This window comes from Pandoraea sp. CB10b_02, assembly GCF_002216225.1.
GTDB lineage: Bacteria > Pseudomonadota > Gammaproteobacteria > Burkholderiales > Burkholderiaceae > Pandoraea > Pandoraea nosoerga.
The window spans coordinates 112,323-123,246 of sequence record NZ_NJGW02000013.1 but is presented as its reverse complement, the minus strand read 5'-3'; the positions used below and the strand labels follow the sequence as shown (position 1 = coordinate 123,246).

The 10,924-nt window shown below is 60.6% G+C and carries 13 protein-coding genes and 1 tRNA gene; 7 read left to right on the top strand and 7 right to left on the bottom strand.

The annotated features are described in order from the left end of the window. Nucleotides 1–76 precede the first annotated feature (76 nt). Genes CDN36_RS15225 through rffA form a run of 7 tightly spaced genes read left to right on the top strand, consistent with a single transcriptional unit; the run spans nucleotide 77 to nucleotide 5,223 of the window. Nucleotides 77–208 (top strand): WbqC family protein, encoded by a 132-nt coding sequence (locus tag CDN36_RS15225; protein ID WP_287497164.1) that lies wholly within the window; start codon nucleotides 77–79, stop codon nucleotides 206–208. Continuing rightward, nucleotides 205–1,173 carry a glycosyltransferase family 2 protein gene (locus CDN36_RS15220; protein ID WP_287497158.1) on the top strand — a complete coding sequence of 323 codons (969 nt, stop codon included), beginning with the start codon at nucleotides 205–207 and terminating at the stop codon, nucleotides 1,171–1,173. Before CDN36_RS15225 ends, CDN36_RS15220 begins: the two co-directional genes overlap by 4 nt. Then, entirely contained in the window at nucleotides 1,155–1,820 is a 666-nt protein-coding gene (locus CDN36_RS15215; protein ID WP_287497157.1) for an acetyltransferase, read from the top strand. The genes CDN36_RS15220 and CDN36_RS15215 overlap by 19 nt, the downstream gene beginning before the upstream one ends. After that, on the top strand, nucleotides 1,817–2,749 hold the full coding sequence (locus CDN36_RS15210; protein WP_287497156.1) for a glycoside hydrolase family protein: 933 nt from the start codon (nucleotides 1,817–1,819) through the stop codon (nucleotides 2,747–2,749). The genes CDN36_RS15215 and CDN36_RS15210 overlap by 4 nt, the downstream gene beginning before the upstream one ends. After that, on the top strand, nucleotides 2,739–3,170 hold the full coding sequence (locus CDN36_RS15205) for a GtrA family protein (protein ID WP_287497155.1): 432 nt from the start codon (nucleotides 2,739–2,741) through the stop codon (nucleotides 3,168–3,170). Before CDN36_RS15210 ends, CDN36_RS15205 begins: the two co-directional genes overlap by 11 nt. Further along, nucleotides 3,167–4,039, top strand: a complete 873-nt coding sequence (locus CDN36_RS15200) for a methyltransferase domain-containing protein (RefSeq protein ID WP_287497154.1) — start codon at nucleotides 3,167–3,169, stop codon at nucleotides 4,037–4,039. The genes CDN36_RS15205 and CDN36_RS15200 overlap by 4 nt, the downstream gene beginning before the upstream one ends. Nucleotides 4,040–4,080: 41 nt before the next feature. Next, nucleotides 4,081–5,223, top strand: a complete 1,143-nt coding sequence (rffA, locus tag CDN36_RS15195; protein ID WP_287497153.1) for a dTDP-4-amino-4,6-dideoxygalactose transaminase — start codon at nucleotides 4,081–4,083, stop codon at nucleotides 5,221–5,223. 110 nt (nucleotides 5,224–5,333) lie between these two features. Here rffA and CDN36_RS15190 read toward each other — a convergent pair. From CDN36_RS15190 to soxZ, 7 genes are all read right to left on the bottom strand, one after another. Beyond that, nucleotides 5,334–5,409, bottom strand: a tRNA-Ala gene (locus CDN36_RS15190). Between the two features lie 85 nt (nucleotides 5,410–5,494). After that, the gene (locus CDN36_RS15185; RefSeq protein ID WP_287497152.1) at nucleotides 5,495–6,166 is read right to left on the bottom strand and encodes an acyltransferase; all 672 of its coding nucleotides are present in this window, start codon (nucleotides 6,164–6,166) and stop codon (nucleotides 5,495–5,497) included. Between the two features lie 61 nt (nucleotides 6,167–6,227). Next, nucleotides 6,228–7,937, bottom strand: a complete 1,710-nt coding sequence (gene soxB, locus CDN36_RS15180) for a thiosulfohydrolase SoxB (RefSeq protein WP_287497151.1) — start codon at nucleotides 7,935–7,937, stop codon at nucleotides 6,228–6,230. 159 nt (nucleotides 7,938–8,096) lie between these two features. Further along, the gene (locus tag CDN36_RS15175; RefSeq protein ID WP_287497163.1) at nucleotides 8,097–8,543 is read right to left on the bottom strand and encodes a TlpA family protein disulfide reductase; all 447 of its coding nucleotides are present in this window, start codon (nucleotides 8,541–8,543) and stop codon (nucleotides 8,097–8,099) included. A 355-nt stretch (nucleotides 8,544–8,898) separates the two neighbouring features. Continuing rightward, complete coding sequence (gene soxX, locus CDN36_RS15170) at nucleotides 8,899–9,549, bottom strand: sulfur oxidation c-type cytochrome SoxX (protein ID WP_287497150.1); 651 nt, start codon at nucleotides 9,547–9,549, stop codon at nucleotides 8,899–8,901. Between the two features lie 19 nt (nucleotides 9,550–9,568). Next, nucleotides 9,569–10,354 carry a sulfur oxidation c-type cytochrome SoxA gene (soxA, locus tag CDN36_RS15165; protein ID WP_150555645.1) on the bottom strand — a complete coding sequence of 262 codons (786 nt, stop codon included), beginning with the start codon at nucleotides 10,352–10,354 and terminating at the stop codon, nucleotides 9,569–9,571. 227 nt (nucleotides 10,355–10,581) lie between these two features. Beyond that, entirely contained in the window at nucleotides 10,582–10,893 is a 312-nt protein-coding gene (gene soxZ, locus CDN36_RS15160; RefSeq protein WP_150555573.1) for a thiosulfate oxidation carrier complex protein SoxZ, read from the bottom strand. Between the last annotated feature and the right edge of the window lie 31 nt (nucleotides 10,894–10,924).

The following is a 10,924-nucleotide window of genomic DNA, read 5'->3' as shown; positions in this document are numbered from 1 at the left end:
CAAAGCCCTGAAATACCGCTCGCCTCGCGAGTTCAGGCGTAATGCGGTGTCATCAACCTAACGGTGTCCGCGTGTCCTGAGTTACAGGGGCAACTCCACCGAGTATGCGCAGCAATGGGGGACGTTCGAGCACGGCGTTACCATTCTGGATCTACTGTTCAATTGCGGCGAAGCGGCGCCTCGCCAGATGAAATACGTACGCACATGAAGCTATCCATCGTGACCACCCTGTACCGGTCCGCGCCGTATCTTGCTGAATTTCACCAGCGAGCCGCCAGCGTTGCGCGAGACTTGGTTGCGGACGACTACGAGATCGTACTGGTCAACGACGGCTCCCCCGACGAGAGTCTAGCGTTAGCCGTCGAGCTGACACAAGCTGACCCACATGTCACGGTCATCGACCTGTCGCGAAACTTCGGTCACCACAAGGCCATGATGACTGGACTTGCTCACGCACAGGGAGAATTGGTTTTTTTGATCGACAGTGATCTTGAGGAGGAACCGGAGTGGCTCCTCTATTTTGCGAAGCAAATGACGCAGGACGAGTGCGATGTCGTCTACGGCGTGCAGGAGCAGCGCAAAGGTGGCTGGGTCGAGCGCTGGAGCGGTCATTGGTTTTATGTGCTTTTCAACGCGCTCACGGGGCTCCAACTTCCCAGAAGCGTGGTCACCGCACGGCTGATGACTCGGCGATACGTCAACGCGTTACTGCGGCACGGCGAACGCGAGTTAATGATTGCAGGGCTTTGGTTGATCACAGGTTTCAGCCAGAAGCCACAGCGAATCAGGAAACACAGCACCAGCGAGACGACGTACAATTTCCGACGAAAACTGGCGGTTCTAATCAACTCTGTCACGTCGTTCAGTAGCGCGCCATTGTTCTTCATTTTCTATCTCGGTATGGGAATCTCCGGCGTTTCCTCCATCTATATCGCCTATCTCGTCGTGCACTATTTCATGCAGACCCAGGCTGTCAGTGGATGGACCTCCGTGATGGCATCCATCTGGTTTCTCGGCGGCTTGATTCTGTCCTCCCTGGGCGTTGTCGCCATCTATCTGTCGAAAGTTTTTACCGAAACCAAGCAGCGACCTTACACCATTATCCGAGAAATCTATCGTCGTGGCGTCGCGGCCCAGCACCGAGGAGGAGAAAATTGGCCAAACCCCTTGTAATCTTCGGTGTTACCGATGCCTCCGAGCTGGCACACTGGTATTTCACGCATGAATCCGAACGCGAAGTGGCCGCGTTCACGCTTGATCGAACGTTTCTTCAGGTCGAACAGTTTCAGGGGCTCCCGGCCGTGCCCTTCGAGGAAGTGAACGAACGCTATCCACCTGAGGCGTTCGACATGTTCATCGCCCTGGGTTATTCGAAGCTCAACGCTCTGCGTCAGGAAAAATACGTGGCGGCCAAAGCGGCGGGCTATCGTCTGGCAAGTTTCATCAGCCCGCGCGCCAGCGTTTTGAACAACGGAGTCATCGGCGACAACTGCTTTATCTTCGAAGACAACACGATTCAGCCGTTCGCGCGCATCGGCAATAATGTGACCCTATGGAGCGGTAACCACATCGGCCATCACTCGTCGATCGGGGACCACAGCTTTGTAACGTCGCACGTCGTGGTGTCGGGCGGCGTCGAGATCGGTGAACGGTGTTTTCTCGGAGTTAATGCGACACTTCGCGATCATATTAAGATCGGTGACCGCTGCGTTATCGGGGCGGGCGCACTCCTACTCGCCGACGCTGAGCCGGATGGCGTTTATCTCGGTAACGCGACCGAGCGCTCTCGAGTTCCAAGTTCCCGGTTGAGATCCATATGAGCAGCAAGAAACATTGGCGAAAGCTCGGCCGAATCTTCGAACCCGGTCAAAGTGCCTCGCATCCGAAGCTGATTTCTCACGCGGCCAATCCTCTGCCTTTGCTGATCGAAGGCGACGTTTATCGCGTATTCTTCAGTGGACGTGACGCGCAAAACCGTTCATCGGTTGGCGCTGTGGACATCAACATCGTCAAACACGAGGTCGTCCGAACATTCGCCAAACCGTTTTTCGAGCATGGACCTGCGGGGTCGTTCTTCGCCGATGGCGTGAGCATCGGCAACGTCTATAAGGCCGACGGGCAACGCTACATGCTGTTCATGGGCTGGCAAACCGTACCCGATCAGCATTGGCGAGGTGATATTGGACGATTGGTGGTAAACGACGATCTTTCGCTAACGCTGGACAACGACTTGCCGTTCATGGCCACCGATGCCACGGACCCCGTCAGCCTGTCCTACCCATGGGTCATGCCCGACGAACAGGGGGGCTTTTACATGTGGTACGGCTCCACAGTGACGTGGGACGCCGGCAATGGCGAGATGTTGCACGTGCTCAATTACGCCACCTCGCAGGATGGCCACATCTGGAACCGTCACGGTCTGGCGGTCCCGTATGCACTCGGCACAGCACAGGCGTTTTCCCGCCCGACGGTGATACGCAACGCGCCGAACGACGGCTACGATATGTGGTTTTCCTATCGAAGCGGCACCGGCGAGAAATATCGGATCGGCTATGCCTTTAGTCCCGACGGTCGGCAATGGCAGCTCGACCTCGCGTCCTCGGGTATCGACGTCTCACCGTCGGGATGGGACGCCGACATGATTGAATATCCCTTTGTGTTCAGACACAAGGACGCGACGTACATGCTTTATAACGGCGACGGCTTCGGCAAGAGTGGATTCGGACTGGCGATTCTCGATGGCGAATGAGGGGCAAGCGAACGACGTGCTGGTGCTTGGCCGTCAGTTCATTCGGTATATCGTGGTGGGCCTATTGAGCAACCTCAGCGGCTACCTCGTCTACCTCCTGATTACGCACTTCGGCGGAACGCCGAAGGTCACCATGACGCTGCTGTACGCCGTGGGCGCGACGGTCGGCTTCTTCGGCAACCGGCAGTGGACCTTCGAGCATGACGGCACGTGGCTGTCGAGCGGGCTTCGCTACATCATGGCGCATAGTGTGGGATACGGGATCAATTTCGCGATGCTCTATGCCTTGGTCGACCGGCTGGGATATCCACATCAATGGGTTCAGATCACCGCCGTGTTCGTCGTTGCCGGATTTCTCTTTCTGGCGTTCCGATACTTTGTATTTGCAAAACGTCGACGTCCTGAAGCGGAGCGCGCATGAAACGTTGTCTCGAATGCCAGACCCTTTTTCCGATGAATTCGGAAACGTGTCCCGAGTGTGGATACCGTCCAATCGACGTTGACGGTTTCCATGCTTACGCACCGGCATTGGCCCATGAGGGTGGTGGTTTCAAGGCCAGCTACTTCGAAGATCTGGCGGCACTCGAAGGCGAGAATTTCTGGTTTCGTGCAAGGAATCGTTTGATTCTCTGGGCGTTAAGGAAGTATTGCTCTCAGTTTCATTCATTGCTGGAAATTGGCTGTGGCACGGGATATGTCTTGTCCGGTATCGCTCGAGCATTTCCCCAAGCTTCGATTTACGGCACAGAGATTTTCACCAATGGCTTGCGCTTCTCGGCCGATCGGGTGCCGGGAGCGCAGTTGATGCAAATGGATGCGCGCCACGTGCCGTTCAGCGAGGCTTTCGATGTCGTCGGTGCGTTCGACGTCATCGAACATATCGAAGAAGACACGCGCGTGATGGCGCAGGTGCATGCCGCGTTGAAGCCCGGCGGGTATTTTCTGTTGACAGTGCCGCAGCATGCCTGGCTCTGGAGCGCTGTGGACGAGTATGCGTGCCACGTTCGACGCTACTCGGCATCCGAGCTCCACGATAAACTTCGGTCGAACGGTTTCGAAATCGTGCGCAGCACATCGTTCGTCTCGATATTGCTGCCGGCAATGCTGGCATTTCGACTGGCGCGCAAGAAGTCGGTCGAAGACATCAGCGGCGAAGCGGAACTAAAGATATCGCCAATGTTGAATGTCCTATTTGGTGCGCTAATGCACCTTGAAACACTGTTTATCGGTGCCAGTGGAAATTTTTTTGCGGGCGGGTCGCGACTTGTGATCGCAAAACGAACCCTCTGACGGCAATGTCGCCGTTGGCATGCTGAGTTTCGGGAGCCTTAATGGAAAGAGATCGAGTTCCCTTTAATCGCCTGCATTTGACGGGCAAAGAACTGGAATATATCGCTGAAGCGCGCGAGCGAAATACGTTGGCGGGAGACGGTCCGTTCACTCGCAGATGCAACCAATGGATCGAGGAGCGCACAGGGTGCGCAAGGGCGTTACTCACCCACTCCTGCACAGCTGCACTGGAGATGTCAGCGTTACTGCTCGATATCCAGGCCGGCGATGAAATCATCATGCCGTCGTTCACCTTTGTGTCGACGGCGAACGCTTTCGTGCTGCGCGGCGGTGTGCCGGTTTTCGTCGATATTCGCGAAGACACGCTCAACATCGACGAACACCTGATCGAGGCCGCCATCACGGAGCGCACTAAAGCCATCGTGGCCGTGCATTACGCCGGCGTTGCGGCAGATATGGATACGATCATGGAGATCGCGCGGCGTCGCGGGCTGGCGGTGGTCGAAGATGCAGCGCAAGGTGTCATGGCGTCGTATAAGGGACGCGCGCTGGGCGCCATCGGCGATCTAGGCACCTTCAGTTTCCATGAAACGAAGAATGTGATTTCCGGCGAAGGCGGTGCGTTGCTCGTCAACGATCCGGCATTTGCTTTGCGCGCCGAGATCATTCGCGAGAAGGGCACGGATCGGAGCCGCTTTTTCCGCGGCGAAGTCGACAAGTACACGTGGCAGGACGTCGGTTCGTCGTTCCTGCCCGGTGAGATCATAGCGGCATTCTTGCTCGCGCAACTGGACGACGCCGACGGCATTACGGCGCGACGCCTCGAACGCTGGGAGCGCTATCATGAACGTTTGGCAGCCATGGAAACGCGTGGCTTGCTGCGTCGTCCGATCGTGCCCGCCGAGTGCCAGCACAACGCGCATATGTACTACGTGCTGCTATCGGGCGACGTGGATCGCGAACAGGTGCTCCAGCGGATGAAGCAACGTGGCGTATCGTCCGTGTTCCACTACGTACCGCTGCACGATTCGCCCGCGGGTCGCCGTTATGGCCGCACCCATGGCCCACTCGACGTAACAAACCGACAATCAGCGTGTCTGATTCGCCTGCCACTGTGGTATGACCTGAATGACGACATACAGGATCGTGTGATTGATGCGCTCACGCAGAGCCACTCGCTCTGAGTTCTAGCCCGACTCTCAGCTCGGACAACCTGATCTGATCGGTGGAAAACAACAAGGGCGGAGCACGCAACAACGCACTCCGCCCTACAAGACTGCCTTCAATGACCGGTTGGTGGAGCGGAGGAGGATCGAACTCCCGACCTTCGCATTGCGAACGCGACGCTCTCCCAGCTGAGCTACCGCCCCAACGATCGCTAATTATAGCCTGAAATTTTTCCCGCGACACGCAACAGGATTTCGCCGCTTCAAAGCCATCCGGCGAACTTCCGAATCAGCCGTTCGTACCCTTCACCCGTTCGATTTTCTTGCCAGGTTCGTACTTGAGAATGTCCTTCGAGCCCGGGCGACGGACCATCGCGCCGCCTTCCAGCACGTAGACATCTCCAGTGTGCTCACAGGTCCACTCCCCCTCGCCCGTCAATGGCAGCGGAATCTTCTCACCATACGCGCTGACCCACCCGATATGCCGCGCGGGCGATCCCACCATGAATGCCCAGTCGGGGCAATCCTTGGTCAGGACAGAACCCGCGGCGAGAAAAGCGCCGGCACCGACGTTGATGCCAGGCACCACCGTGGAATTTGCGCCGAGCGTCACGCCCGTTCCGACAACGGTCTTCTTGAATACCGCATGACGGTTGACCGCCGCTCGCGGGAAGCCGATATGCGTGAAGACCATAAACGGCGCACAGAAAACGAAATCACCTAATTCCACGTGCGAAAAGACAGACACAGAATTACCAAGACGGCAGGCATTACCAACCACGGCGTCGTTACCGACGTACACGTTCTGGCCAAGATTACAATTTTCGCCAACGATCGCACGAGCCTCGACGTGCGAGAAATGCCAGACCGACGTGAAATCGCCGATTTGCGCCCCGTCTTCAACGACAGCGCTGGGATGGATACGGATCAATTGCAGGCCCCGCGGATCGAAAATCTTCAAGATTGCGATATTTCCATATTCTTTTCAACGAGGCAACCCGAGGATCTCACCCCCCATCGCATCAAGCCGCCCCAGGATTCCCCGTCATCCCTTTGATGACGGGCACCTTCGGCGCTTTCGCCACCACCGTCTTCTGCGCACGGAGATAACGCGCCACCACATCCCACACCGGCTCGCCCTGCGCCCCTTCGGCCACCGGCGCCCACCCGGCCACCTTGTACGTCTTGCCCGCCTCGATCGGCTTGCCGTTCAGGCGCATCTCCGTGATGCGCTGCCCCATCGGGGCCATCGGGTCGATCGCATAGTCCATGCCGCCCACGCGCACCATGTCCCCACCCTGCTGGTAGTACGGGTCCGGGTTGAACAGGTTGTCGGCCACATCTTCGAGCACCGTCTTGATCGTCTCACCGGTCATGGGCGTGAGCGTCGTATACGGATAGGTGATGGCCGTCTGGTCGAGCAACTGCTCCATCGTGATCGCCTGCCCCGGCAGCAGCGACGTCCCCCAACGGAAGCCCGGCGAGAAGCCGATCTCGGCATCCTTTTCCGCCATCACGGCGTCGAGCAGCAGCTGGTCGAACGTGCCGTTGAAGTTGCCCCGGCGATATAGCACACCTTCGGTCACCGCCAGCGGCTCCGCGAGCTTCGCCGCGAACGGCGCACGCACGCGTTCGATGAGCGCCTGCATCTGGGCGTCGGCCGGCAGCAAATTGGCGAACACCGGCAGCAACTTGTAACGGAAGTCCACCGGCTTGCCGCCTTTCACGTCGAAGTCCAGCACCGCCAGGAACTTGCCGTTCGAGCCGGCATTGGTGACGAGCGTCTTGCCGCCGGCGTTCTCGACGATCACGGGCCTGGGCACGCCGTCGTGCGTGTGCCCGCCCATGATCGCGTCGATGCCGCGCACGCGCGACGCCAGCTTCAGATCCACGTCCATGCCGTTGTGCGAGAGCACGACCACGACCTGCGCGCCCTTGCCGCGCACTTCGTCGACCATCGACTGCAACCGCTCCTCCTGAATGCCGAACGTCCAGTCCGGCACGAAGTAGCGCGGATTGGCAATCGGCGTGTACGGGAACGCCTGCCCGATGATCGCCACCGGCACGCCGTTCATCATCTTGATCGTATACGGCGCGAAGACGGGATCGCCGAAGTCGTTCGTCTGCACGTTCTGCGCAACGAAGTCGATCTTGCCCTTGAGCTGCTCCTCGACCACCGACTTCACGCGCTCGGCGCCATACGTGAATTCCCAGTGTGCCGTCATGACGTCAACGCCAAGCGCCAACGTGGCGTCGACCATGTCCTGGCCCTTGGTCCACATGGCCGTGCCGGAACCCTGCCAGGTATCACCGCCATCGAGCAGCAGCGCGCCGGGACGCGACGCCTTCATACGCTTGACCAGCGTGGCCAGATGCGCGAAGCCGCCAACCTTGCCATACGTGCGCGCCGCCGACGCGAAGTCCAGATATGTGAACGCATGGGCTTCGGGCGTTCCCGCGCGCAGCCCATACGCCTTGAGGAACGCCTCGCCCACCAGATGAGGCGGTTTGTTCGCCTGCTCGCCGATCCCGAGATTGACGCTCGGCTCACGGAAGTAAATCGGCAGCAGTTGCGCGTGACAGTCGGTGAAGTGGAGCAGGTGCACATTGCCGAACTTCGGCAGATCGTAGAACGCAGCGGCCGCCTTGGCAGCCGCCGTCTCGCGATGCGAGAGCGCCATTCCCCCGGCTGCCGCCACCGCCAACACCTGCATGAATTCGCGTCGATTCATTTCGTCTCCGTGGCAAGCGCATCCGGCGACGCACCGCCCTTGTCGTTATCCATTACGCGACGATGGCGTCGCGCGACATCCGCCCGGCATTCGCCGCCGGACCATAACCCTCTGCGCACCGCATCGGCGCGCGGCCGGTTTTCGCGTGCAGCCACCACCTCACTTGCCGGCATAGTCGGCAAGCGCCGCCACATCCTCGCCGAACATCTCACCGACTTCCTTGCGCAGCACACGCCCGTTTCGGCCGATCACATACAGCTCAGGCAAGCCGCGGCGCTTGCCGAGCGCCGCGCGCCATGCGTCGCTTTCCATCCCGGCGGGGAACGTGTAGCCATGTGTCCGGATGTAATCGGCCGCTTCCTTCGGCGTCTTGTCGATGGACAGCGTGACGATCTGGATCGGCTTGCCGCGCGTGGCTTCGTAGAGCCTTTGGACGTGCGGGTTCTGCTGCGCGCAGAACGGACACCACGACGCCCAGTATTCGACGATGACCGTGCGGTCCCTGAACGCGCTGGCCGGCAAGGTCTTCCCGTCGAGCAGGGTGAGCGACGGCAGCGTTACCGTATCGCCGACTTCCACGGCGTGCGCCGGCACCCCGGCGAGCATGGCCAGCGCGCTCAGCGCGGCACCGAGCGCGCGCCTGGCACCCCGGAGCGGCCATGCAGGCGTTCTCGCGTGGCGAATCCAACCGGTCTCGGGTTTCATGCGGTACTCCGGAAGTCGACGGCGAACGAAATCTCACTAAACGGTGAATTCAACGGTGAATTCAACGGTGAATTCAACGACGAATTCAACGACGAAGACGGCAACGGGCGGCCGCGAGGCTCGCGTGGGCGCCGTCCGGACAGATCGCCCGCCACGCAGTGGCACCGTGGTAGACGCCGATGCGCACGATCTCACGATCACGCGCACCGGCCGCGGACCTCGTCCATGTCGGCAGAACGGCGTCCGCCTCGCCGCCTTATTGATTGACCGGCGAGGCCGGATCGAGCAGCAGCGCCATGACGTCCTTCAACTGCTTCTCCGTGAGGATGCCCGCCGCGCCGAAGCGCGGCATGTTCGAGCACGCCATGTAGCTGTGCGAGTCGTAGACCTTCGCCCACGTGTACTTGAGAACCTCGGGCGAGTCGCCGCGCAGCTTGCCGTAGTTGTAGAGCGACGGGCCGATGTTGCCGAACGAGATCTCGCTCTTGGTCAGTTGATGGCACGCATAGCAGTTGCCGCCGTTGACGGTGTCGGCCTTGTCGGAGAACTGCATGCCGCGCCCGTTCTGCGCGACCTTCTCGCCCTCCTTCCAGTCGCCGAGATACTTCCCGTCGGCGGGCGCCTTCACGTTCGCCAGCTCGGCCTTTTGCAGGCGCTCGGCGATCTTCGCGGGCATCGGCTTGGTAGCGTACTGCGTACACAGCTTCTGCAATTCGCTCTGATCGATGCGGTCGAGCTGCGCAATGCCCGAGCCACGGAACGAATCGCGCAATTCCTGAACCACGGCTGCGTCGGACGTCCCGGTGACGAGTTTCACACCTTCGCCCTGAGCGAAGGCCATGCCGACGACGAGAGCCCCGGCCGCTGCCAGCGCGGGCCCCGTCGCGCGCAATGCGAATGTTTTCATGGGTATGCCTCGCGGTCGGTCAGCGCTTCAGGCCCGGGGCGTCCATCTTGCCGCCGTTGGCCATCACACCGAGGAAAGTAATGAGGTCGATCGACGCCTGCGAGCCGTAGTTGAGCTCCGGCATGCGCTGCTGGCGGAAGCAGTCGTACATCCGCCACTGGATGGTGCGCAGCGCGCCTTGCGAGACACGGTAGCCCGGCCACGTCGCGAACGCCTGACGCGCGGCCGCCGGCTTGGTCAGATTCGGCAGATCCTGCAGACGGATGCGCTTGTCGTCCGCCCCATGGCACGACGCGCACGAGAAGTCGTAGGGCCCGGCTCGGTAATAGAAAATCTTCTGCCCGCGCGCGTAGGCTTCCTTCTCTTCCTTGTGCGATTGCGGCACGCGAATGAGCGCCCCGCGCGACTGGCCCGCGACGTAAGCCGTCAGCGATTCGAGGTCGGTCGGGTCCTGGCCTTCCTTGGAGAACGGCTGCTTGATGACGTCCGCGCGCTTGAAGCCCTGCAGGTTCACCATGCACTCGACGATGCGCGACTCGGCGTCGAGCACGCGCTTCGAGTCGGGGAAGTAGCGCGGCAGTTGCGCGTAAGCGTCCTTCACCACGCCCGCGCCAAGGCCGAGGTCGCATTGCGCGAGCGACACGTTGTTCGGGCCGCGCGGCGTCTTCCAGAGCTCCTCGCCACGCATTTCGATGAGTTCCGCCGGGTTGCCGTCGGCGAGCATCTCGCGGTATTGCGCGATGGCGTCGGCCGTCGAACTGTCGGCTGCGAATGCGGGGCCGCTGATGCCCCCGATGGCGAGCATGCCGCCGAGCACGCCGCGTCGCAGCCACTGGCCGCCTGCGGTGCCGGCTCGCGCAACGGCCCGTGCGCTGCTCGCTCGTGCGCTCTTCCGCGCCTCTTTCATCTGGCTCTCCTCTTGTGGGTTGGTTGGCACGACGACAGGGGCGGAACACCCCCGTGCACACAACGCGACGCGCACGACGCGCGTGCGAGCCGCGCGTCCTACCCGGCCGGGGCCGGCATTCGCCGTCAGGCGACAGTCGTCTCGTCCGTACGCGAGTCGCCCTTGTTGTCGGTCCACGTCACCGTGACCTTGTCGCCTTTCTTGGCGCCCTTGAACTTGAACGACAGGAACGGATCCTTCGACACCGCCGGCCCCCATTCGGCCGACAGCACCGTCTTGCCGTTGCAGGCGACCGTGACGTTCTGGATGAAGTGTGCCGGCACGATATTACCGGAAGCGTCCTTGCGCTGGCCGGTTTCCATGATGTGGCTCATCAGCACCTTGACCTCGACAACGCCGCCGGCCTCGGTTGCGCGAATGCGCATCGGATTACCCATGTTTTGGCTCCTCTTGTTCTACGATGCGCCG

What these genes read in the sequence shown, in the direction of transcription:
- CDN36_RS15205 (WP_287497155.1), top strand. Translation starts at nt 2,739, where the DNA reads ATGGCGAATGAGGGGCAAGCGAACGACGTGCTGGTGCTTGGCCGTCAG.
- rffA (WP_287497153.1), top strand. Translation starts at nt 4,081, where the DNA reads ATGGAAAGAGATCGAGTTCCCTTTAATCGCCTGCATTTGACGGGCAAA.
- soxZ (WP_150555573.1), bottom strand. Translation starts at nt 10,893, where the DNA reads ATGGGTAATCCGATGCGCATTCGCGCAACCGAGGCCGGCGGCGTTGTC.
- CDN36_RS15220 (WP_287497158.1), top strand. Translation starts at nt 205, where the DNA reads ATGAAGCTATCCATCGTGACCACCCTGTACCGGTCCGCGCCGTATCTT.
- CDN36_RS15200 (WP_287497154.1), top strand. Translation starts at nt 3,167, where the DNA reads ATGAAACGTTGTCTCGAATGCCAGACCCTTTTTCCGATGAATTCGGAA.
- CDN36_RS15210 (WP_287497156.1), top strand. Translation starts at nt 1,817, where the DNA reads ATGAGCAGCAAGAAACATTGGCGAAAGCTCGGCCGAATCTTCGAACCC.
- soxX (WP_287497150.1), bottom strand. Translation starts at nt 9,549, where the DNA reads ATGAAAACATTCGCATTGCGCGCGACGGGGCCCGCGCTGGCAGCGGCC.
- soxA (WP_150555645.1), bottom strand. Translation starts at nt 10,354, where the DNA reads ATGCTCGCCATCGGGGGCATCAGCGGCCCCGCATTCGCAGCCGACAGT.
- CDN36_RS15175 (WP_287497163.1), bottom strand. Translation starts at nt 8,543, where the DNA reads ATGCTCGCCGGGGTGCCGGCGCACGCCGTGGAAGTCGGCGATACGGTA.
- soxB (WP_287497151.1), bottom strand. Translation starts at nt 7,937, where the DNA reads ATGAATCGACGCGAATTCATGCAGGTGTTGGCGGTGGCGGCAGCCGGG.